We start from the raw sequence: 23,519 nt of genomic DNA on the forward strand, positions 1-23,519 counted from the left end.
GAGAGTTTTTAGGACATGAGTTCGGTATTGTACTGGACTCATGGTACTAAATTTGTTAAAGGAGGAAGGATAATAGTAAACATAGAATATATTAATGAATTAAAATATTTAAGAGGTGAACATGGTGGCAATAAAACAAGACGAAATTAAAGTAGTTGTCGGAGCTGGAGTGTTTAATAATAATCCAGGTTGGATTCAAACGCAAGAAGATGAACTTAACTTACTAGATAAAGCTACGTGGGAAGAAAGATTTGAATACAACTCTATTTCAGCTATTTTAGCTGAGCATGTATGGGAACACCTTACTTTTGAAGAAGGTGTAAGAGCAGCTGAAATTTGTTATGAATTTTTAAAACCATCTGGTCATATTCGGTGCGGAGTCCCTGATGCATTCTTTCAGGATGAGGCATATCAAAATATAGTTCAAATAGGGGGCCCCGGTCCGAAAGATCATCCAGCAGCAAGTCATAAAATCGTTCATAATTATATAACATTAACGAAAATGTTTGAAACTGCTGGATTCGAGGTAGTTTTACTTGAATATTGTGATGAAAATGGTCGGTTTTATTACAACGAATGGGATGCAAACGACGGTGTTATTTTCCGTTCGAAAAGGTATGATTCTAGAAATAAAGGCGATAAACTTGGTTTTCCATCGCTAATTGTCGATGCGATTAAGCGCTAATCATTCAACAAAAAAAGGAGTTAATCCTATGATTTCATAAGTCGCAAATGCGTCTTTTTTTATTTGTACGTAAATCTATATTTAATTTTCAATATTATATAACTCGATTTAGAAAATATTTAAGTTTTTCTCAGCACCATTCACTTTAAATTAACACTTCGTTGTTATAAATATTTATTTTATATTTATATTCGTGTAAAATGAAGTGAGAACATACATTCTATATAAGGAGGCAATCAAAATGATAGCTGAAATTGGGAAACTAACTGATGGATATATTGTAAAATTTGAACGCGAATTTCCATATACGGTAGAGGAAGTTTGGTCTGTATTAACAGAAAACAGTAAGCTGAAAAAATGGATGTCCAATTTACAGATTGAAAGCCTTAAAACTGGTGGAATAATAAAGTTCGACATGATGGACGGTTCATTCATAAACATTGATATTTTAGAGTGTAAACTAAACTCAGTACTTGAATTTACTTGGGATAAAGACCGTGTCCGATTTGAAATACATAAAGAGGAGAATGGTACTTTGTTACTTCTTAAAGAGTACATTCATGAATTAACAGATCATACACCGAGAGATATAGCTGGTTGGCATATTTGTTTAAATCTTTTTTCTTACGTTTTAAAAGGAGAAGAGAAAGGATTTTCTAAAGATGAATGGCAACAATGGTTTGAAATATACAAGGATAAGATTCATGAAGTGAGAGGATAATTGCATAATAGGTAATATTCATTATGTAATTATTATATTGTAAAAATGCTTTTGTGAATAAATAAGAATAGAGGTTAATATGAAAGTAAATCAATTAATTGCTAATAACATAAATAAATTAGATGCAACTATACCGTTTAATAAATCGTTTGGAATTGCTGGTTTATCTGGATCGGGTAAAACAACTTTTTGCCAAACAATTGGTGAAGAATCAAAAAAACGATTAGTTTCTTTATTACCAAAGGCTGAATATCAATATTTATTTCCTAACATTATGGAAACAAATTTTAGTGCCATTAAGATGGAAGAAATGCCTTTAGTACTTTTTCTAGGAAAATCATCGATTTCGTCTAATCCGCGTTCAACGATTGGTACTCATACTGGTGTTTTTACAGAGGTTCGGGAAAAACTTGCTGAAGTATTTAATCTTTCTCCAGAGGTCTTTTCATTTAATAATCAATTAGGCTGGTGTACTGGTTGTAAAGGCCGTGGTACTACAAAAAATGTTGAGTGTAAAAAATGTAAGGGAAAACGTTATAGTGAAGAAATTGAACAACATGAAATTGATTTGTTGGCCAAGCCACATTCAATTTCAAATATTAATGATTTAAGTGTTGAATCTATTCTTTCACTAGCAAAAGAATTAAATATTAGTGAAGAAAAACAGCATATACTGCAAAATATTATTAATATGAACATTGGTTATTTAACATTAAATCGAATTATGGGTACGTTGTCAGGTGGAGAGTTAACACGACTTTATTTGGCTGAATTCATGGCAGTAAGTGAAAATGCTGTAATTATTATTGATGAGATTTCAGTTGGACTTGATCATGAAACATTATTACAAATTTTAGAAGAGATAAAACGATTAGGGTGTAAAAATCAAATTTGGCTTATTGATCATTCAGATACGGTACTAGATACAACTGATGAGCAATTGTTCTTTGGACCTGGTAGCGGAAAATATGGCGGGAAAATTGTGAAAGAATCACCAAGACCAAAGTCAATACTGTGGGATCGAAATAAAGAAATACCAACAGAATATTATACATTCTATGATTTATATTGCCGTAATATCCAAATGGAGGAGTTTCAAATTCCTAAAAACAGGCTTGTAACGGTTACAGGAGAATCAGGATGTGGGAAATCTACACTTGTCAATGAATGTCTAGCTACAGATTTCTTGAAAAGATATCCAAAAGATAAATTAGTTATGGTGGGACAAGACCGAAATCAATCAATTACAAGTCGATCAACTGTAGCAACTTTCCTAGATATTAAAAAGAAACTAACAAAGTATAGTGAAGACATTGATGATATTTTTGAGCGCTCGATTGAGGATATTATTGATGAACTTCCAAATGAAGATATCGCTTATAAACGTTTGAGCCTACTAATTAAATTAGGACTTGGCTATTTAACATTAGAGAGAAAAACACAAACATTATCGACAGGTGAGTTTCAATGTGTTCATTTAGTTTCGGAATTATTTGCAAACACTAGAAATCCACATACATTATTCATTTTTGATGAGCCTTCAAAAGGTTTATCACAAAATATTTTAAATCAATTTATCGATAGTATTAGAGGTATTCTGCAAGATGAATCAGTTTCTATCATTATGATTGAGCATAATCGTTACATGTTAGAAAGCTCTGATTATATAGTTGATTTTGGAAAAAGGCAGAATGAATCTGTAGAGCATTTGGATGTTGTTAATCATGAGGATTACTATCGTCAAAAAAGTAATGTGAATAGCACAGAGAAAATAAATATCTCTTCAATGCTTAAGCAGAAAAAAGGAGTTCACTATTTAGAAGAAAATCATATTAACTATTTTAAAAATGCCGAAAATGTTTATAAGGGCGGTATTTTAAAAAGTTTATCATCAATGGCTAGGTTAATTTATGGTGAATATGAATCTGATACAATCGCACCTGTTATTGCTATTGATCTTGAAAGACATTTATATAGTCAATATAGTTTCTTATATGAGATTGGTGGATTAATTAATCATATTGTAGCTGCTCATCCAATTAATAAAGATACGAGAAGTTTTGATTTCTATTCACAGGACAATCATTGTCCATCTTGTTCTGGACGTCTTCAAATTGAAGTTTTTGATAAAGATATTGCCATTCAAGATAAAAGTGTTCCATTTTGGGATGGGCTATTCGATCCAGAAATCATGAAGGTATTAAAGTTTTATCAGCATGAAAAAATAGAATTTCTATTCGAAGAAATAAAAAATGAGCTTGGTCACGATTTGTCAAAGAGCTATAATGATATGTCAGAAGAAGAAAAGCATACGTTTTGGTACGGATATTTTGAAAAATCATTTTATGATAAAAAAGGAAAGACACGCAGAACATGGGTAGGGTTTAATACAATTATTGGTGGATATATTGTTATTTCAAAAGCACCTATTAAAGAAGAAATTAAGAGTTCAAAAAAAATGATGAAATGTCCAATTTGTGAGGGGACGGTTTTAAATCATCATAAGCCACTTAAATTTGGTAACGTAGATATTCGTGAAATAATCAATCAGCCTATTAATAAAGTATTGAAAACAGTTGGTGATTTACCGGCACTTGTTAAATTGAAGTCTATTGTTGGTGGCGATATGGTATTGACGGAAGATGTTTCTTTATTGCCAAGAAAAGCACAAGTTGCATTGAAAATGTTTGAATTAGAACAAGCAAGCTTTTCAAACTATGAAATGGTGTTACAAAATGTCTTACCATTCTGGAGTGAAATAAAAGGAAATATCGAATCCATTAGTGTTAATAATCAAGTAACTGTTTGTGATTTCCCTAATGTTTATGAAACGAGAGAAACCATTATAGATAAGTATTTCACAAATGGTAAATATAAAAAACTTACGTATGTATACGAAGCGTTTGGATACAAAAAATTAGTTACCCAAATTAATAAAATTAAAAAGAGTAATCCATGTCCATTTTGTAAAGGTAAGAAAGTGATAACCGAAGATAATCTACATGATGGTGTCTTTAAACTAACAATTCCATGTGTAACTTGTAATGCAAGTGGTATTAATGACGAAGGGTTAAAAGAAGTTGTTGAGGGCGTGGATGTACAAACGTGGTTAACTGGAAAAGTAAGTGATGTTGTGAATGAAAGCTTATTAACAGAAGCTGTTGGACAAATACCAATTTTTAATCGCATACGTGAGTTGGATAAACGAGATATGATAGCGGTTTATGAATGTCTTGAGAAAAATAACTAGTGATGGATTGTCAATTGCAGTAGTCATAAAAACAGGAATATAGGTTTTTAATTATATAAATATAACATGTTAAATTGTTATTTAAATCGTTAAAAATAGTTGACCCTCACACAATGTCATTGTTTAAGATAAAGTTGAGCTTCAAAGTAGATGTAACTTATAGGAGGAAATCATGTTTAAAATAGGGGATTTTTCAAAACTATCTTCCATTAGTATACGAATGTTGAGACACTACGATAAAGTGGAATTACTACAACCAGTAAAAGTCGATGAGCAGAGTGGATATCGATTTTATTCAGCAGACCAATTAAAAAAAGTAAATCAAATTCAAATGTTAAAAGCTATGGGGTTTAATATTGCTACCATCAAAGAAATAATAGAATGCGATAATATAGATACCATAAAAGAGCAATTTTTAAATCGTAGTGCTCAAATTAAAGAAGACATGAATAACCTCCAAAAACAATTACGTCTCCTCGAAGACTCAATGAAAACGATGAGAGAGGATGTTGTTGAGATGAATTATCATGTTTCAATAAAAGAAATTCCAGAAAGAACTGTAGCTAGTGTTAGAAAGATTATTCCATCGTATAATTGCGAAGGTAATTTATGGAGTGTATTAATGCAAGAAATTCAAATGAAAAATATTAGTATTGCCCAACCGAGTTATAGTATTGCGGTTTTCCATGATCGTGAATACAAAGAAAATGATGTAGATATAGAAATACAGCTAAGTATTCTAGGTAAGCACGAAAATACAAAAGACGTTACATTTAAAAATATGGAATCGACTAATGTAGCTTCTATAACAGTTAATGGAAGTTATGAACAGATGATAGCTGTAAATGAGGCTGCGGCAAAATGGATTGAGACAGAAGGTTACAAATTAGCAGGCCCGATGTTTAATATTTATCATGTGAGCCCAGCGATGGAATCGGATCCTAATAAGTGGGTTACAGAAGTTTGTTATCCAATAAACAAATAAGTAATAAAAAAGGCATGTTTTATGCCTTTTTTATTTTATTAATATCTCAAAATATATAATTTTTCCTCTTTACAGTTTTCGTATCGGACTACATAAGGCAATAAATACTTCAATTATTTTAGTAAAAGCAGCTAAAGCAAATATAAATACAGGATTGTAGGCTGAAATAATTCCACCTACTAATGCCCCCAATGGCATAGATAATCGTGTAAGTACACGAGAAAAACCTAAAACACGTCCTTGCAAATTGGATGGAACAGTTTCCTGCCGAATTGATGTAACAATCGTATTCCATGTGATGTTACATGTCATCGCGATTCCGAAAGCAATTCCGGGAGCGAGCCAATATGTACTCCACAAAGCAAATGTTAATCCAAGCGCTCCCAAAAATAGGAGTAAAGGAATAAGTACACCACGTCGGAATTTCTTTTCTAAAGGAACGGCAATTAAGCTTCCTAAAAGCCCACCTATTCCTATTAAAGTATAATTATAGCCACTTTGTGTGGAGGTAAGATTTAATGTCGACAATAAATAATACATAAGTATACCTAAAACAGCACTTGCTCCAAAGTTACCTACCATTGCTTGAAGTGACAAAGCTATATTTAACCGATCATTTTTCAGCCATTTAAATCCATCAAACAAATCATTTAGTACATTTTGCAATGTTTTTTTATCAGTATTCTTTTTATTTAAGTTTTTCATAGAAGGTAATATAATCACAGCAATTAATGTAGCAATAAATGAAAGAACATTAATCCAAAGTACTTGAAAGCCGCCAATAAAAGATATGAAAAGCCCAGCTATGATTGGACCAAACAAACTAGCCAATTGATTAACCATTTGATATAAAGAATTAGCCTTCGTTAATGATGCACCTGCGATGTGTGGAATGACTGTAACTGTTGTTACATCAAAAAGCATGGACATAACTGCTAACATAAAAGTAATTATGCATAAATGCCAGATTTCTAATAGATGTAATGAATGTAGTATTGGAACAAGACTTACTAAAATAATATTGCTAATATCCGCTACCAAAAGTAACCTTTTTCGATCATAACGATCAATTATTACACCAACTAAAGGACCAAATAAAACGATTGGCAATACGTTAACAGCAAATAAAGAACTCATAATTACAGCTGAACCAGTTAATTGATAGGCAATCCAAGGCAGTGCAAAAGTATATAATGAATCCCCGATTCGTGAAATGAGTAAACCAAAAATAAAAATCTTGTATTCTTTTGAAAAAGTTGTCTTGACAGTTAATCTTCGTTCTTGTACAAATTTCACAATTGTATGACCTCCCTTTTTTATAGAGGAATTTGAAAATAATCCGTCCAATATGTATTAAATATAGAATTCTGTAAGAAGTTGTTGAATCCTACTTTATAATATTGATTTTATATGAAATTGTAGGGAATAGAAATTAGGGCGGTTTTTATGCGAGGAGGCGGAATGATTCGAGAACAAAAGGGGTTGCTGGATAAAGAGTTAATCTTATGACCTTTTCCGCAATTATTGTTGTTAGCAGAACTTTTGAAAGAAGATCCTACATTAATATATCCCTTTTTTAGTTAATAATAGCCTCCTTAATACTAGTTAATACAAGGAGGCATTAAATTTTTAATAATTAATGGTATGTGTATCCTCCATCAGGAAACAATACATTACCCGTAGTAAAACTATTTTGCATTAAATATAGGACAGTATGTGCAATTTCATCATTATATCCAGCTCGTTGTACAAGTGAAAGAGATTTATAAGCTTTGTAAGCAACTAGTCTATTTTCGTTTTGTTCATTTTCTCTTTGTATTGTTCCAGGAGAAACCACATTAACTCTAATAGGAGCTAATTCCACAGCTAAAGCCTTCCCTAAACTTTCAATAGCACCATTGCAAGCTCCATAGGCAGGTGCGCCTTTAAGTGGTCTTTGACTAAATGCACCAGACATTAACACAATCGATCCAGAGTTTGAAAGAAAAGGAATTGCATATTTTACGGCATAATATTGAGGCCAAAACTTTCCGATGAAGCTACTTTCAGCAATTTCCTCTGTAGAGGTAATCGGTCCAAGTGTGTAAGAGGCTCCCGGTGTGAATAAATGATCAAAGTTCCCAACTATCTTGAAAAAATTTTGTAATTGCTCTTTATTTTGATTATCCAATATATAAGTTTGAAGATGATTGTTATTTATTACTTCTCGAGCAACTTTTAATTTTTCTTCCGAGCGTCCGGCAATAATAACATGTGCGCCTTGTTTAATTGCTTGTGTTGCTGTTGCTAATCCAATACCAGAACTCCCGCCAATGATAACAATACGGCTATTTTTTAATGTAGTAATAGACATATTTTAGCCACTCCTTTAATAAAAAATTTAGAATATAACTAACTGTGCTATGCTTTTATTATTCGCTAAAAGGGAGCAAGTGAAAAGTACGCACTTTATATGTACATAGTCGCAAATTTCGTACTAATCGCTATACATGCGGATAAGTAATAGGAAAAATTTCTAAATATGGTTTATCCGGCATTAACGGGCAGTAAAACTCTCACCTCAAAGTTAGGAAAATGCAAGGAAGTTAGGTAAGAGATCAATAGCCCGTAAAAGCCCGATTGGTTCAACTAATAATCAGTGTGGGATGAACAAAACCCCCACTGATTAAAGTTTCATTTTATGATATCTGAGGAGAGGTGAGAAAAATGGATTTACAAGAACCGAAGTTAAAAGGGGTAATAGCAACATTACAAATAATCGGTGGGAAATGGAAGCCACTCATTTTGTTTATTTTGCTAACAGATGGAATGAAACGTTTTGGTGAATTAAAGCGATTGATACCAGATATATCTCAAGGGACGTTAGCGAAGCAATTACGTGAATTAGAGCAAGATCAACTAATAAAACGCGAAATTTATCAAGAAATACCACCTAAAGTAGAATATAGCTTAACTGAACATGGAAAAACAGTCAGTACTGTTTTGGATAGTATGTGTAGTTGGGGAAGAGGGCATTTAGAATATATAGATAAAGATAAACCATAAAAATGTTATGTAAACTTATTGTGGTGTGAAGGGAAATATTGTTTTAATAATTTGTATTTTATAATATATAATTAAGGAGTGTCGTAGGTTATTATACATATTTAATTTATTTTTACAAAGGGGAAGTAATAAGATGAACGAATTAGAGTATAAAAGCTTCTATGATAAAGTAGGAAGATTAAATGGATGGGATTTTAGCAAAATAAAATGTGAAACTGTAGGAGATACATGGGACTTTTATAGTGAGGTAAAAGAAAGGTGTAAACCATCACATATTTTACTTGATGTTGGTACAGGTGGAGGAGAAAATGTACTTAACATAGCATCATCAGTTAAATTGTTGATTGGAATTGATAATTCTAACGGCATGATTGCAACGGCACATTCTAACTTGAAAAAATCAGGTGTACAAAATGTTGAGTTTCTTCAAATGGGTTCTGAAGCTTTAACATTTCCACATGCACATTTTGATATTGCTTCAAGTTGTCATGCCCCGTTTCTGGCATCTGAGTTAGCGAAAGTAATGAAAAAGGGTGCCTTTTTCTTAACACAACAAGTAAGTGAGAATGATAAATTAAACCTGAAAGAAGCATTTGGTAGAGGACAATGCTTAGGTGAACGGGATGGTACTTTAAAAGAAAATTATATGAATGAACTTATTAGTGCAGGATTTGATCTCGTGCAAGTACGTGAATATGATGTTACTGATTATTACAGTAGGTCTGAAGATCTCATTTTCTTATTAAAACATACCCCTATTATTCCTAGATTCGGAGAACAGGAAGAGGATTTTACTATTTTACAAAAGTTCATTGATACGTATAGTTCTGAAAAAGGGATTCGTACGAATTCAAAAAGATTTATGATTATTGCTGTTAAATTATAATGTATTTTAGTGTAAAAGCTGCTTTTCATTTAAAGAAAAGCAGCTTTTTGTGTGGAAAAGAATACAGGAAATACTTGAAAATAATAGAAATAAATAAAGTGTAAATTAAAAAATCAAAATATAGAGGATAAATGTTTTGAAACGTTACTATATTAGCAATGAAAAAATAAATGTACATATTACTGAATGGGGGAATAATGAGAAGCCCGTTATCTTTTGTTTACATGGATTAGGTAGTACGAGTTTAAGTTTTATAGAAATTGCTGAGGAATTAAAAGAAGAGTATAGATTTATCTCCGTTGATGCACCTGGACATGGTAAAACACCCCCATTTGAAAGAACAGAAGATTATGAGATGCACAATTTAGCAAATTGGTTAAATGAAATAATAAATGAATTGAGAATCGAATACTTCTATTTTCTATCACATTCATGGGGAAGTTTTGTAGCGTTATTTTATTTGTTAAATCATCCAGAAAAAGTACAAGGAAGTATTCTTATTGATGGTGGATATCAAACAAAAAGGCTTAAAGAAGAAACGTTGGAAGAAGAAATTGCTTATTATGAAAAGGACTTTGATGAATACGTTTTTAATAATTGGGACGAATTTTTCAAAAGTGAAAAAGCAGCTTATACTAGGTGGTCTTCATTGTTAGAAGTTGCTGTAAAGGATCTAGGGATCGAAATGGATAATAAAGTATGGTGGCATGCCAGGGGAAATACAGCTAGTAATATAATAAGAGGTATGCATAAAGATGAAACAATAGATATATATGAGAAGCTACCGGCTAATATTGTATTACTTCGAGCTACAGTCCCACAAGTTTGGGCGGATTATAGAGATAAGACAGCAAATGTTTTTAAAGAGAAAACGGACAGTATAGTAAAAGTAATTCCTGATACTACACACATGTTGCACTGGGATAAACCAGAAATTGTTATAGCGGAAATAAAAAATAATTGGAGCTAACATATTCATACTAAAGTTGTAGTTTCTATATGAAAAACCCATCCTTCCGTTTGATTTTATCTATTTATAAGTGTAATACAATACGAATAGATAATAAGAAATGAGGGGGAATGTAAAGTGATTACACATATATCAGATATAAAACTACAAACGGTTTCCATAGAAGGGGTAAAACAAGTTTATAAGGACATATTATCTTTTCCAATAAAAAAAGAAACAGCATCCTTCATTCAATTTGAAGTAACACCTTATACAACAATTAGTTTTCAAGAAGTGTATGAACCAATCGCACCTGCGCATTTTGCTTTTGAAATCCCATATTCAAAATTCCATGAAACAGCAAAATGGTTAAAGGACTCTGGATTACTCATTGTAAAATGGCAAAATGGAAATGTAATTGGTGAAGAGAATGGTCTATTCAATTTATACTTTAAAGACGGAGATGGAAATCTACTCGAAATTATTGCGCATAGTTATGTTAAAGAGGATGTATTAGTACCACACTCACCTTTAAACATTTTATACGTAAGGGAAATTGGTCTTCCTGTTAAAAGTGTACCTGTTTTTACGGAATGGTTAAAATCAAATCTAAATATGAAAACGATGGAAGATGGGGATATTTTTAACTTTGTAGTTGGTGGCACTGCATATATCGTCGCGACTTGGTGGCAGCGACCTTGGATTCCAATCGCGATGAAAGCTCTATCACCGAAAGTATACGTTTCTTTCGGAACACCGGATCCAGCATTTTTACGGCGCATCCAAAATAACTTTAAGAAAAATAATATTCCCTTTGAATGTAAACATAATGAAGTATCATTTATTGAGCAGGGATATACATTTTCTATTGTGTATACACCAGAGTTTCATTCCGGTATTCCTAGTAAAATAAACTTACCGCTTTCTATATAGTTATAGAAAGCGGTAAGTTTATTTTGTTTTAAGGAAAATTAAAATCTAGTTATTATGTTGATTTAACATTTGAGCTATTCCTTGACCAAATGACCAATTCTCCATAGGTGTCTCGTGTAGTGTAATGAAAACATCAGCAGTAGAGATTTGTAAAATATTAGCCGTACTAGTGGCTATAGCTTTATATAAATCTTTTTTTTGATTAATTGTTCTTCCAGGTCCACATGTAATAGAAATATAAATCATATTATTGGATCGTTTTAACGAACCTTTTAAAAGATAAGATGAATTATAAAAAAATTGATGAGAAGGATAAGGTAAAAACATTTGAAAATAATCATTTTCAGGAATATTGAAATGTTCAATTAACGAATGGTGAATTTGATTGCTTACATCTTTTAATAACTTATTATCGGATAATTTTTCAGGATGATAAACAGTGACAAATGGCATAGTAGATGACTCCTTTCCTTTTTATTTCATTTTACTTCTAATATTTCCATTTGTATAATTGAAAATATATTAACTGATTATCAATAAAATCGATGAAGTTGGTGTATGAAATGGAAATAAAAGAGTTACTTACATTTAAAAAAATTATTGAAGAAGGTACGTTTTCACAAGCTGCTAAAAAATTAAACTATGCACAATCAACAGTAACAACACATATAAAAAAGCTGGAAAATGAAATTGGTTTTCTGTTATTTGAAAGAGGATGGGATGCAAGATTAACAGAAGAAGGAAAACTTTTTGCAGAGGAAGTAGAAAACTTATTAACACATTGGGAATATTCTATAACTCAAGCACAACGTATTAGTAATGAAGAGAAAGGAAGTTTGAGAATAGGCCTATTAGAATCCGTTGCTAAAAGGTTAATACCGATAATATTAAAGTTTTTAAATGCTGAAAAACCATATATACATTGTGATTTTGTAGTGGGAAATACAGCACTTTTATCAGAAATGATAGAACATAATAAGATTGATTTTGCGGTGTGCGGAAATAATGAAAATAAATCAAATGTAAAATTTATCCCAATATGTGATGAACAGATTGAATTTGTAGTGAATAATCCCAAGCATCCTTTGTTACAAAAAGAATCCGTTGAAGCATTTGATATTATAGATTATCCAGTTATTGTAGGAGAAAGTAATTGTTATTCCTATCAATCTGTAAGTTCTTTCTTGGCGGAAAACAATTTATCTTTTGAAAGAATTTACAATTGTAGTGCTTTAAACCTCATTCCAGAAATGCTTTTTGAAAATGCGATAGGAATTATCCCGAAAGGTACAATTTTGAATGAAGAAATACTATCTTTTAAGATTAAGGACTTTAATTCTAAAATCCTGATTGGTATATTAATTTCTACTAAAAATAACAATTATTTAAGTCAAACGAAACAAAACATTATAAACATCATTAAAGAAGCGTTATAAACGCAGGGGAAATAATGAAAAAGCTATATTCAAAAATCTCCTTTAATTTAATAAATAATGGAAACTTGTCTATCATCTCTTTTGGTAGTTCATTTTCCTCTTGGTAGCCTTCAAATAGTGCTTTTGTAATAGAATACTCATAGTCAACGATATTCCCATTTCCAGCAAATGAATATTCTATCGCACTATAAATAGGAACGGCTAAATCGAATATGTAAAAATGTTTTTGGAATGAATCCAAGAGAATATCAACTTAACAAAATGCCTATTCAATCATTTGTTAAACTAAATTTAAATAAAGAAGGGGCGTTTAAAATGAATATTTCTAGAAAAATAGAGTTTGAACAGTTACGAGATAGGAAGAGTGAGCTATTTGATAAAGAGGTACTTAACATATTAAATGGTCAAGTTATGTATGAAGAATTTAAAAACGAAAAGCTAATGGGTGATTCTGATTATGCACCATTTAATGAGGCAATGTGTGTGAACCCTGCTACTACACAAGTTTTTGATGAGGATTTTATTAAAACAAGAGCGGAAGGACATAACAGTTCCGTAGAAAGTTATACAAAAAAGGTTATAGATCCGTTAGAAAAACTTTTTACGAAAAATTATAAATGTATTGTTTTATGGTTTGGTGAAGATATGTTTTGTCAAATGAACCTACTTACCATACTTTCTCACCTTGAACAGTCTGTTTATGAAGGGAAGGTATACTTAAATAGCTTTAGAGAGGATGAATTTAAAGTAAATCAAATTGAACTTGAATTGGGGAAGTATTCTTCTATATACAATGAAGTATTAGTAAACCATAAAAAGACCTCCCATAAGGTACCACCTGTAATGTATCAGGCTATAGACTTATTTTTAGAAATGTTAACAGAAGATAATGCAGTAATGAAATTCATTTCTAAAAATAAAGATTTATCAACTCAAGAATTATTAACGAAGTTGTTTCATCTTTTTCCTACAATCGGATATGGAGATACTCAGTACATAGAACTGATTAATAAAATAAAGAAGAAAGCTACACCAAAAATATAGGTGCAGCTTTCTTCTTATAATTGCTCAAGTAATTCTAATTCTTTTTCTACAAATAGCATTAGTTCTTTAATTGTTTCACCAGAAAAATCAAAACGAATACCGGCTGCATCATACACTTCTTTTATAGATTGCGAGCTTCCTAGTGATAATGCCTTTTTATAATTTTCTAGCGCTTGCTTAGGATCCTCTTTATATTGTTTATACATTTGTAATGCACCAAGTTGGGCGATCGCATATTCAATATAATAAAATGGTACTTCAAAAATATGGAGTACAGGTAGCCAACTCGTTGCTATCCAGTTTTCGTAGCCATCAATATGTATGACGCTAGACTGATAATGTTTTTGAAGTTGTAAGTATTTTTCATTTCTTTCTTCAGAAGTATGACTTGGATTTTCATACAGCCAGTGTTGAAATTGATCGACAATAAGCATAATAGGTAAATATGAAATAACATCTTTAAAGAAGTTAATTTTTGCTTGTTTTAAATCTTTTTTGTCTGTATAGAAGGTATCCCAATAATTAAGCGAGAATAACTCCATTGTCATACTGGCTAGCTCAGCTGTTTCAGCTGGAATTTCTATATACTGTCGTAATTTTAATGGTTTTATGAGTTCGTTATGAATACTATGACCCATTTCATGTATAAAAGTGACAATATCATCTTGTGTATAATTTAAGTTCATAAAAATATAAGATAATTGTGAAGCTGGTAAGTACTCACAAAAGCCACCAGCTGCTTTTCCTTTGCGGCTTGTTAAATCAAGACAATTGTGTTTATACATTCGGTTTAAAAGTGCTGAAAATTCAACATCTAGTTTATTAAAGATATGAGTGCTCTTTTCAATTAAATCATTTTCATTTGCAATAGGTTTAAGTACTTTTTGATCTGGAGTTACAGCTGATACATCCCACGGGCAAAGCGTATCCAATTGCAGTTTATCTTTTTTCTCAAGCAATATTTTATCTTTAAGAGGCACAACATACTTACGTATGGATTCAGCTAGTTCATAGCAATCTTTCGCTGAATAATCAAAACGCTCGTATTTTTTGAACATATAATCGCGATAATTCTCTAGTTGAATATTTTTTGCTTTTTGATGGCGAATTTCAATTAATTGATTTAATATGTTTTGGAGTTCTTTTTCAACAGATAAAAATTGTTCAGAAATAATGGTTTTTGCCTTTTTACGGGTGTCACGATTCGAATCTTGTAAATAGGATTGTAATTCTGTTATCGTTTTTTCTTCTCCGTCCCAAATTCCACTTAATCCTCCAGTGATTTCAAAGTACTCTGTGACTAATTTGTCTTCCTTTATTTCTAATTCGATATTTTCCTCACAAAATAACTTTTGAGCATTTTTTATTTTTGTATCTAATAAACCATATACGTTAGAATCTAATTCCATTCGAAAAGGTGACTCTAAATATTTATTATCCAATAAATTTTGGTACCGCTTTAAAAGTGGCTTTACAAATTGTTGATCATGTTCAAAAGTATCCTTTATTTCTTCATCATCCGTATTACATTGAAAGGCGATGTAATGTGATCTTAATTGTTCTTCGATGTCCCAAATTACTTTTGACTGCTCTTTTAACCAATTTTCAAGGTCTAGTTTTGAAGAAATCATTTTATTTAATAAAGTCGAAAGAGTTTTTTCCAATTGTAGTACATTACTAATATCAATCGTATTTACACGTTGCATTATATATCCCTCACTTTTTATTTATTCATAGAGATATTCTATTTATTAATTGTAATTCCCTTGTTAAGTGGGGTAAATGTGAAATAATGTTAAATTTAATAATTAAAGAAGGTATTTATATGTCAAAGTAAAAAGTTTATCGTAAATGAAAATATATGGAGGGGTGCTGCATGAGAAAGGAAAAGAAGTTACTTGTATTTTTATTTCCACTTGCTTTATTATGTGCCTGTGAGAATGACATTGAAGATGCTAAAAGTGAAGAGTCTATAGTGATAGATATTGCTACAGCTGCGGTAAAGGAGGAATCTTTTTTTAGTGCTGCTATAAGAGATGAAAAAGAAAGAATATTAGATTTAGAGATTGCTGATAGCGAAGATAGTAACGAAATAAAAAATGATATTAATAAAAGATTGGTGATACAAGGTGTAACGTCTTATAAAATCAATATAACTCAAAGAAATAGAGAAGTTGTAAAGGCAGAGAGTAGATGGAATCAAGTTTTTGGACATATATTTGATGACGTATTCAGAAAAAATGGATATGAAGGGTTTGGTATTCAGCAAATAAATTATAAAAAGAATCAACCTGTTACCATTGATATAAAAACTAAGATTAGCGATGATGAAGTAGGGGCGAGAGAACTTGGACAGAAAATAGAAAAAGAAGTTGAAGGGGTACTTAAAACAGAAGCAGTAAAGAAATGGATTGAAAATGATTCATATGCTATTGGGATTTACGATATAGATGATCGGAAAATTAACTAATTGAGGAATGAATGCTATATGAATGAAAAATCGATATAATTAAATATAGAATTACTGAAGGAGGTGTAAGATGTATAAGTATTTACATATTTTAAATGACATAGAAAATATGATTCAAAATGGAGAAATAAGAGAAGGAAAGAAATTACCGTCTATACGGTCACTCGTTACGCAATACGAATGTAATAAGGCAACAGTTATACGTGCTCTTCATGAATTAGAAAAGCGTCACATTATATATTCTGTCCCTCAAAGTGGATACTACGTTGTTAAAAAATCAGAGAGTACTATAGAAAATAACGAGATAATTGATTTTGCCTCCTCAGCACCAGATCCAGATGTTTTTCCGTATTTAGATTTTCAACATTGTATTAATAAGGCTATTGATACGTATAAAAATGATTTATTTGTATACGGAACACCGAAAGGGTTACCATCTTTAATTCCAGTCATTCAAAAACAGTTGGCAAATTATCAAGTGTTCACGAAAGAAGACAATATTTTTATAACGTCAGGTGTGCAGCAGGCACTTGCAATATTAACTTCTATACCATTTCCGAATGGAAATGAAACGGTATTAATTGAACAACCAACATATCATCTATATATTGATTATCTAGAAATAAATAAAGTTCCTGTAATCGGTATTAAACGTACGAATGAAGGTATCGATTTGAATGAATTGGAGCAAATATTTCAAACTGGAAAAATAAAATTCTTCTATACGATACCGAGATATCATCATCCGCTTGGAACTTCTTATTCTAAAGATGAGAAAGAAAAAATCACACTATTGGCTAAGAAATACAATGTATTTATAGTGGAAGATGATTATTTAGCAGATTTAGAAACTGATTCAAAAGCAGATCCGTTATATAGCTTGGATAATTGTAGTCATGTCATATATTTGAAAAGTTATTCGAAGATTATTTTTCCAGGTTTACGGGTTGGAGTTGCGGTCATCCCACCATCCATTGCAAATGCTTTCTATACATACAAAAAAATACTAGATATTGATAGTCCGATGATTTCTCAAGCGGCTTTAGAAATTTATATAAAGAGTGGTATGTTTGAACGTCATAAAAACAAAATTAAATCTTCCTATAATGATAGATCTAAAAAACTAGCAGAAGTATTAGAAAGAATGTATAGTGAAAACCCGCATTTATTCACACATAAAAAGCAAAATACAATTGGAATCCATACTTGTTTAGAAGTACATAAAACAAGTATTTCGGACATGTTGATACAAAGACTAAGTGAAATGCAAATCAGTATTGATACGATTGATAAGAATTATGTGAGAGGTTTTCCGAAACAAAGACTATTAAAGTTGAACGTATCGAATGTAAAGGAAGATAGGATTGAAGAAGGAATTCGTAAAGTAATGGAGGAAATCAAACAAGCTGAACGTCTAAATTTTCAATTTAAAAAAGAATAATGCAAATAAGGAGGGTTGTTGTGAGTCGAAAAATAGTAGCTTTTTTTGTAGTGCAATAATAATTGGAGAATGGTAGTTGTTAAATATTATATGGAAGACTTACCTTGGGTTTTAAGTATCTATTCATTAGATTTAAAAATTGATTCATTAAAATTTGTAAGTAAAGAGTCTATTTCCTTTGAAGAAGGTAAAAAAACAGATAATGATTGGTAATTTTATGATGTATTTAATAGTAATTTATTGAATTTTCGATTAATTAAATGACTTCATGGTTAGTAATCATATTAGAGCTTTGAGATGTATTTCTTATCTAGATTAAGATTTAATTTTGTTTCCTATAAACAAAATTAAATCTTTTTTATGACAAATTTTTAATAGGAGTTTCAAAAGATATTTATAGACTCTTCTTGAAAATTGTAAAATATTTTACTTTTTTTGGAAGGGATAAACTATATAATAACTGAAGAACAGCTTACAATAGGACGAGGACAAAATTTGCTGAGGTGGCTAAAAACTTAGGGATTGCTACAAGCACTGAGCGTAAATATTGCAATACCTTGAAGAAAGGTGAGTATCCTTTTGAATCCGATAGCAATAACTTTTGAATTTTTTTATAACAACTATACAATGAGGACAATATAATTTAGAGTTAATACAAAGGAAAGGTTGGAGTAACATAGAAAGCTTTTATGAAAGAACTTCAAGGGATAAACAAATGATTACGGTGAATAAGAAAAAGAAAGGGATCGATTGTGAAAATGAAAATTTAGAGGTTATTGGTCGATTGAATGTTAGGTTAAATAGAATAGGATATATATGTGTTAGAAATTAATAATTTCAATTAGTTAATAATATTAATAACTTCTTATAAAAATACTTATTTTTGAAGTGTATCAAAAATTTTTTATATTAAATTTAGGTGATTTGTCTAGACATAGAAAAAGCCTACCGAATATATAGGTAAATATAACATGTAAATTTAAATAAAGAGAGGTTGGGTGGCTATGTATTATCAAAATACTTCTGAATATGGTTATGTAGAGGATTTTCGTCAACAACAATTTCAAAATTTAGTGGGTCAATTATTTACTATTCCACAACCTGTTACATTACCTAATGGGCAAACTCTTCAGGCTGGTACACGTGTTTTTATTCATAGAGTTACTTTTACTCAAACCGGTCAAGAAATGGTTACAATAGTGTTTCCTTCTGGAATTGGTGGTAATGCAGTAGTTGGGGTTACGCAAGTTTCAGGTTCTCAACTTTCAGGTGCACCTGTTCAGTTTTTGCTCCCACAAGGCCAAGGTTTTCAAGGACAGTGGCAAAGAGGATATAGTTATTAAAAAAGTTAAAAAGTGTTTAAGGGTAGTTGGGAATGTGGTGAGTAGTTCAATTTCATACAAAATAGTAAAAACCAAACTAATATTGTAGTTAAATATTGGTTTGGTTTTTTATAAATTTATATCGAGAGATGTAATCTAATGTACTTATCTATATTGCTTTATATAAATAAATTTTCCAAGCGGATGTCTTTGATATAAATATTTTCTCGATGGATAAATTGTTTTTCACTGCATTTTCAATAGGGACAGCAGAAAATATGTAACGACAACCCATTTTTTTGAAATGATCTATATTTAGCTCTACATTTTTTAAACGTTTTTTCGAATTTTTCTTAAACATATAGTGTTTTCCAAGTTCATCGGTGAAAATATAACAACGGACACCCCATTCGTCAAAATACGTACGAATCGTTTTATTTTTCGGAATTCATATTTGTAAGATAGAGGATAAAAATTGTTGTATGTGTCAAGTGTATAGAACCCATTGTACTGAGCGATAGCTGGATGTAAACCAATATTAGCGATACGGTACTGTTCTACAGATAAACCTATATACTCTTTTATCTCCTTAAATTGTTTTTCTGCAAAAAATTCCTTTACTGAAGGTTTATTTTGATAAACAATTTCTTCATTTGAATAATAAACAAAATGACCAGATACTTATCGCATTGGCCACTTATGTTTCGACACTAATATGATAACAGAGCGCGGAGTAACATGTACGGGGATTTTTTTAATAGGTACAATGGCTTGGGTAAACAGAGAATGGTTTTTGCTCTTTCATTATGTACAAATAGTATATTATCTTTCTCAATGTACATATTAAGTAAAGTGTTTAATATCATACATAAAAGGGGGGATAATATGGATGAAAATAAGAAAAATGAAGAATTGATTAAATTTAAGAAACAATGGTTTAATGAAGATAATCAACCAGTAGCTGGTATAGAGTTAACTTTACCGCCGGATATAGGCAGCATGTTAGACTCCAAATCAGTTGATGATGAAAGTGGAAAAAGTAATAATGAATAAGTTTAATCTATACGCATCCATTCGGGTGCTTTTTATTTTTTTGAAAATAGAAGATAGATCATCAAATCCTTATTGAAAAAAGATTGAGCTAAATAGATCTATTTTCAGTATATGTAAGTTTTGATTTTCATAAAAAAGTTTAATTAGAATTCATTTAGAATGATAAAGGGTTAATAAAGAGAGCGGCTTTTACACCAATCTTTATATTAGATATATGCTTATTATTATGCTATATTCAATGGAGCCAAGATGAATAAGGTAAGTGGTATGAATAGAAGAAAAAACTATATAGCAACAACACTATATAACAACAACACAAAAAACTTGCCTTTAATTTAATACTAAAATGGATTGAAAATAAGGAGATAGAAACATAATGGAATTTTGGGAATCAAGCTTTGCTGAGAAAAAAACGATGTGGGGATTTGAACCTACAGAATCAGCAATTTTGACAAAGGATTTTTTTCTAGAAAAGAACGTTAAGGACATATTAGTTCCGGGTATTGGATATGGCAGAAACGCAAAGGTGTTTATTAATAATGGTATAAATGTAACTGGAATTGAAATTTCAAAAACAGCTATTGATTTAGCGAAACAAAACGGATTAGAAGATATTAGTATGTATCACGGTTCGGTAAACGAAATGCCTTTTGATAATAAACTGTATGATGGGATATTTAGTCATGCACTTCTTCATTTGTTGAATGAACAGGAAAGAGAGAAATTTATTGAAGATTGTTACAATCAGTTAAAACCAGGCGGATATATGGTTTTTACAACTGTTTCTAAAAAAGCTCCCATGTACGGAAAAGGAAAACAGTTGGATAAAGATTATTATGAGATAATGGAAGGTGTAAAAATGTTCTTTTATGATTCTGAATCTATAAAAAAAGATTTTAATCAATATAGATTAGTACAAGTTTCGGAAATTGATGAACCAAATAAGAACGTGGTAAATAAACCTTCAATCAATTTTTTTACGATAAAATGTAAGAGAGAACTATAATTAAAAGTTATTAAGAATGATTAAAGATGTTTATATATTGATTATGCACAAATAAAAAGGACAAGCATATAATAGAAGTACCTATTAACTTTAAGTAACCTTAACTTTCTTTAATAGGGTATCTCAAAATCCCCAAAAGAGCACTTGCGGAAACAAGTGCTCTTTTATTTTTTGTTTCATAAATATTTATAGTTGCAAATTTCGTGCAATAAAAATAAATCTGAGAGAAATAATCATATCTTTATTATACGATTATTTCTGAACTACAAACGATATAGCATTTGTTTTTAATTGAATGTGTCTTTCATTTCGAACAATATCATAAGCTAATTCTTTTATTTCAACTTTTAGTTCTTTCCATTCTTTATAAATGCTTTTTAAAGTACTTATCATTTCTTCGGTTGAAAGATTAATTTCAATTAAAGCTTCTAATTCCTCATTCGTTATTGAATCAATTTCTTGTATGTTAGAGTTAATAATTAAACAATTAATACCGCCGTTTTTTGTACCTCTTTTCATAGAGTGGAGTACATTTTTAAAATCTTCTTCTGATCTGACATGTTCTAAACTTGATACTGCAACGATATAATCATAAGCGTTAGAGTCAATATGATAGTTTTCAATTGCTGCTTCTTCTGTTTTTATAACCTCGAATACATCATGTTCTTTGCTATAAATTTGTAGCTTTGTTAAAGCGGAATTAAGTAAATCAACACATGTAACGGTGCCGCTAGTATTTTTTATTTTTTTTGCAATTGGAATGCTATTTCTCCCAACGCCAGAGCCAAGGTCAAGTACTTGCAAGTTGTTTTGTCCGTCAAAGTGGTTCATCAAGTCCATAACCGTTTTAACTGGTTTGAAAAGCCAAGAGCCAGCTTCAAACAGTTTATATTGTTCATAGCAAAGGTCGTGATATTTCTTTTCTTCTTGTCTTATGTAATCGATACGGTTCACATTGTTTCAGCTCCAATATTTTTATTGCAAAATGAATAGGTGGGACAGCCTTTAACATTTGTTTGAATTCGAAAAATACCACCAGCATGTGGATACTCTTTTAATTCGTTATCACTCATTCTTGTTCTGGCTGTTGTAACATATAAATCTGTTAAATTAGGCCCACCAAATGTACATGATGTTACATATAACGCGGGAATTGGAATGCTTAATATTTGTTCTCCAGTAGAGGGATTCCATCTAGTTATTTTTGAACCTCCCCAATGTGCAATCCATAAACAACCTTCTTCGTCAATTGTCATACCATCAGGTAGACCATCATTTTCAGAGAAATTGATTACATCACTTGGATTATGAATGTCTCCAGTACGTATATTATATTGATAGCGAACCACTTTTTTAGTAGGTGTATCTATAAAGTAAAAGTATGTATGATCAGGTGACCAAGCAATTCCATTTGATGTATTTACATGTGAAACTTTTTTCTCTACACTTAAATTATGATGTAAACAATACAAGGAACCTGCAGCATTCATACCGTATGTATCTGTAGAACCTGCCCAGAAACGACCAGCTGGATCACATTTTCCATCATTGAAACGATTTTCTATTAAATGTGGTTCAGGGTCAAAAATATGTGTCAGTTTTTCTGTATTTACATTAATAGAATAAAAGCCGTTTTCCATAGCTAAGAGTAGTACATCCTCTAAATATGGAACAACACAGCCAATTTGTTGATTGAGAACAATTACTCGGTTCGTATTAGCGGTAGGATTATATATGCATAATTTTCTCTCCATAATATCAACCCAATATAAAAGTTGCTTTTTTCCATTCCAACATGGTCCTTCAGCTAAACTTGCTTTAGCATCTAAAACTAATTCTATATTACTGAACAAGATGTTCACCTCGCGTTATAAGATATTAATATAATTCGATAAGAATAGAGGTAAACCTTTTAGTCAAAGGATATTAAAATTTATACTGTAGAAAAATGACCTTCTCAAGTGATTAAAAAAGTGTATAAACAAGGAGAGGAAAATGCATATGATGTTTTATGAGATTGTTTGCTTTTCTTGTAAGAATATATTTCGTGTTTACGAAGGCAGTGAAAAATATAAGCGCTTTAAAGAGAAACCAAACGGGGCATATTGTTGTGATGAGTGTAGTCATAAAATTCAATTAGAAGCGATAAAGAATTTTTTTAGGTAATTATATGTTTTAAATTCGGAAAAGTTTGATAATAAAAGTGTTATAAATTATCATATTAAAAAACTAATATTTAAAATGGCATGGAAGAGAAGAGTAGTTAAGAAAGAATATGTACAGAGAGCTCTGG

23 protein-coding genes, 2 pseudogenes and 1 other annotated feature (1 of these 26 only partly in view) are annotated in these 23,519 nt (G+C 30.9%); of the genes and pseudogenes, 17 read left to right on the forward strand and 8 right to left on the reverse strand.

Annotated elements, in window-relative coordinates:
* The first annotated feature begins 121 nt into the window (after window positions 1-121).
* The 4 genes from MR136_RS22255 (at window position 122) to MR136_RS22270 (ending at window position 5,641) form a co-directional block, all read left to right on the forward strand.
* The gene (locus tag MR136_RS22255) at window positions 122-685 is read left to right on the forward strand and encodes a class I SAM-dependent methyltransferase (protein WP_000225721.1); all 564 of its coding nucleotides are present in this window, start codon (window positions 122-124) and stop codon (window positions 683-685) included.
* Between the two features lie 241 nt (window positions 686-926).
* Window positions 927-1,406 carry an SRPBCC family protein gene (locus MR136_RS22260; protein ID WP_078421660.1) on the forward strand — a complete coding sequence of 160 codons (480 nt, stop codon included), beginning with the start codon at window positions 927-929 and terminating at the stop codon, window positions 1,404-1,406.
* Between the two features lie 79 nt (window positions 1,407-1,485).
* Window positions 1,486-4,656 carry an ATP-binding cassette domain-containing protein gene (locus MR136_RS22265; protein ID WP_078421661.1) on the forward strand — a complete coding sequence of 1,057 codons (3,171 nt, stop codon included), beginning with the start codon at window positions 1,486-1,488 and terminating at the stop codon, window positions 4,654-4,656.
* 172 nt (window positions 4,657-4,828) lie between these two features.
* Window positions 4,829-5,641, forward strand: a complete 813-nt coding sequence (locus tag MR136_RS22270) for a MerR family transcriptional regulator (RefSeq protein WP_103622062.1) — start codon at window positions 4,829-4,831, stop codon at window positions 5,639-5,641.
* A gap of 69 nt (window positions 5,642-5,710) precedes the next feature.
* Here MR136_RS22270 and MR136_RS22275 read toward each other — a convergent pair whose 3' ends face one another.
* On the reverse strand, window positions 5,711-6,937 hold the full coding sequence (locus MR136_RS22275) for an MFS transporter (protein ID WP_242259601.1): 1,227 nt from the start codon (window positions 6,935-6,937) through the stop codon (window positions 5,711-5,713).
* Window positions 6,938-7,277: 340 nt separating this feature from the next.
* The gene (locus MR136_RS22280) at window positions 7,278-7,994 is read right to left on the reverse strand and encodes an SDR family oxidoreductase (protein WP_242259602.1); all 717 of its coding nucleotides are present in this window, start codon (window positions 7,992-7,994) and stop codon (window positions 7,278-7,280) included.
* A 353-nt stretch (window positions 7,995-8,347) separates the two neighbouring features.
* Between MR136_RS22280 and MR136_RS22285 the strand changes: the two genes are divergently transcribed.
* The 4 genes from MR136_RS22285 to MR136_RS22300 all read left to right on the forward strand — a co-directional run bounded on the left by MR136_RS22285 (window position 8,348) and on the right by MR136_RS22300 (window position 11,454).
* Entirely contained in the window at window positions 8,348-8,686 is a 339-nt protein-coding gene (locus MR136_RS22285; protein ID WP_000365520.1) for a winged helix-turn-helix transcriptional regulator, read from the forward strand.
* Between the two features lie 133 nt (window positions 8,687-8,819).
* Window positions 8,820-9,572: a class I SAM-dependent methyltransferase gene (locus MR136_RS22290; RefSeq protein WP_136363418.1), complete on the forward strand. Its 753-nt coding sequence runs from the start codon at window positions 8,820-8,822 to the stop codon at window positions 9,570-9,572.
* Between the two features lie 136 nt (window positions 9,573-9,708).
* Entirely contained in the window at window positions 9,709-10,542 is an 834-nt protein-coding gene (locus MR136_RS22295) for an alpha/beta fold hydrolase (protein ID WP_000833454.1), read from the forward strand.
* A gap of 117 nt (window positions 10,543-10,659) precedes the next feature.
* A complete protein-coding gene (locus MR136_RS22300) occupies window positions 10,660-11,454 on the forward strand; it encodes a VOC family protein (RefSeq protein WP_000627925.1) in 795 nt (264 codons plus the stop codon).
* A 45-nt stretch (window positions 11,455-11,499) separates the two neighbouring features.
* Here MR136_RS22300 and MR136_RS22305 read toward each other — a convergent pair whose 3' ends face one another.
* On the reverse strand, window positions 11,500-11,907 hold the full coding sequence (locus tag MR136_RS22305; protein ID WP_242259603.1) for a tautomerase family protein: 408 nt from the start codon (window positions 11,905-11,907) through the stop codon (window positions 11,500-11,502).
* Between the two features lie 110 nt (window positions 11,908-12,017).
* On the opposite strand from MR136_RS22305, the gene MR136_RS22310 reads away from it, so the two are divergent.
* Complete coding sequence (locus MR136_RS22310) at window positions 12,018-12,890, forward strand: LysR family transcriptional regulator (protein WP_242259604.1); 873 nt, start codon at window positions 12,018-12,020, stop codon at window positions 12,888-12,890.
* A gap of 22 nt (window positions 12,891-12,912) precedes the next feature.
* Here MR136_RS22310 and MR136_RS22315 read toward each other — a convergent pair.
* Window positions 12,913-13,122 (reverse strand): annotated as a pseudogene (locus tag MR136_RS22315) (aminoglycoside phosphotransferase); the annotation flags it as partial.
* On the opposite strand from MR136_RS22315, the gene MR136_RS22320 reads away from it, so the two are divergent.
* Entirely contained in the window at window positions 13,122-13,934 is an 813-nt protein-coding gene (locus MR136_RS22320; RefSeq protein WP_001069556.1) for a hypothetical protein, read from the forward strand. The pseudogene MR136_RS22315 and the gene MR136_RS22320 sit on opposite strands and share 1 nt — an antisense overlap.
* A gap of 14 nt (window positions 13,935-13,948) precedes the next feature.
* On the opposite strand, the gene MR136_RS22325 is transcribed toward MR136_RS22320, so the two are convergent.
* A complete protein-coding gene (locus MR136_RS22325) occupies window positions 13,949-15,640 on the reverse strand; it encodes a M3 family oligoendopeptidase (RefSeq protein WP_242259605.1) in 1,692 nt (563 codons plus the stop codon).
* A gap of 170 nt (window positions 15,641-15,810) precedes the next feature.
* On the opposite strand from MR136_RS22325, the gene MR136_RS22330 reads away from it, so the two are divergent.
* The 4 genes from MR136_RS22330 to MR136_RS22345 all read left to right on the forward strand — a co-directional run bounded on the left by MR136_RS22330 (window position 15,811) and on the right by MR136_RS22345 (window position 19,188).
* Window positions 15,811-16,404, forward strand: coding sequence for a DUF4030 domain-containing protein (locus MR136_RS22330; protein ID WP_098584555.1), 594 nt, complete (start codon window positions 15,811-15,813; stop codon window positions 16,402-16,404).
* A gap of 70 nt (window positions 16,405-16,474) precedes the next feature.
* Window positions 16,475-17,845: an aminotransferase-like domain-containing protein gene (locus MR136_RS22335; protein WP_078421460.1), complete on the forward strand. Its 1,371-nt coding sequence runs from the start codon at window positions 16,475-16,477 to the stop codon at window positions 17,843-17,845.
* Window positions 17,846-17,914: 69 nt separating this feature from the next.
* The gene (locus tag MR136_RS22340; RefSeq protein WP_242259606.1) at window positions 17,915-18,058 is read left to right on the forward strand and encodes a hypothetical protein; all 144 of its coding nucleotides are present in this window, start codon (window positions 17,915-17,917) and stop codon (window positions 18,056-18,058) included.
* Between the two features lie 791 nt (window positions 18,059-18,849).
* Window positions 18,850-19,188 (forward strand): hypothetical protein, encoded by a 339-nt coding sequence (locus tag MR136_RS22345; protein ID WP_002178112.1) that lies wholly within the window; start codon window positions 18,850-18,852, stop codon window positions 19,186-19,188.
* A 148-nt stretch (window positions 19,189-19,336) separates the two neighbouring features.
* Here MR136_RS22345 and MR136_RS22350 read toward each other — a convergent pair.
* Window positions 19,337-19,827, reverse strand: a pseudogene (locus tag MR136_RS22350) (DUF6044 family protein); the annotation flags it as partial.
* A gap of 225 nt (window positions 19,828-20,052) precedes the next feature.
* On the opposite strand from MR136_RS22350, the gene MR136_RS22355 reads away from it, so the two are divergent.
* On the forward strand, window positions 20,053-20,220 hold the full coding sequence (locus tag MR136_RS22355) for a hypothetical protein (RefSeq protein WP_000344134.1): 168 nt from the start codon (window positions 20,053-20,055) through the stop codon (window positions 20,218-20,220).
* A 376-nt stretch (window positions 20,221-20,596) separates the two neighbouring features.
* A complete protein-coding gene (locus MR136_RS22360) occupies window positions 20,597-21,226 on the forward strand; it encodes a class I SAM-dependent methyltransferase (protein WP_078421458.1) in 630 nt (209 codons plus the stop codon).
* A 252-nt stretch (window positions 21,227-21,478) separates the two neighbouring features.
* Here MR136_RS22360 and MR136_RS22365 read toward each other — a convergent pair whose 3' ends face one another.
* Together MR136_RS22365 and MR136_RS22370 are read right to left on the reverse strand one after the other, a co-directional pair.
* Window positions 21,479-22,180: a class I SAM-dependent methyltransferase gene (locus tag MR136_RS22365; protein WP_001079454.1), complete on the reverse strand. Its 702-nt coding sequence runs from the start codon at window positions 22,178-22,180 to the stop codon at window positions 21,479-21,481.
* On the reverse strand, window positions 22,177-23,079 hold the full coding sequence (locus tag MR136_RS22370; protein ID WP_000492433.1) for an SMP-30/gluconolactonase/LRE family protein: 903 nt from the start codon (window positions 23,077-23,079) through the stop codon (window positions 22,177-22,179). Before MR136_RS22370 ends, MR136_RS22365 begins: the two co-directional genes overlap by 4 nt.
* A gap of 142 nt (window positions 23,080-23,221) precedes the next feature.
* Here MR136_RS22370 and MR136_RS22375 point away from each other — a divergent pair, with 142 nt between their 5' ends.
* The gene (locus MR136_RS22375) at window positions 23,222-23,392 is read left to right on the forward strand and encodes a DUF2197 domain-containing protein (protein ID WP_000551047.1); all 171 of its coding nucleotides are present in this window, start codon (window positions 23,222-23,224) and stop codon (window positions 23,390-23,392) included.
* A gap of 72 nt (window positions 23,393-23,464) precedes the next feature.
* Window positions 23,465-23,519: a binding site (T-box leader), on the forward strand; it runs 202 nt beyond the window's last position.

The sequence above is a fragment of the Bacillus cereus group sp. BfR-BA-01311 genome (assembly GCF_022664295.1).
In the GTDB taxonomy this organism is placed as follows: Bacteria; Bacillota; Bacilli; order Bacillales; family Bacillaceae_G; genus Bacillus_A; species Bacillus_A cereus.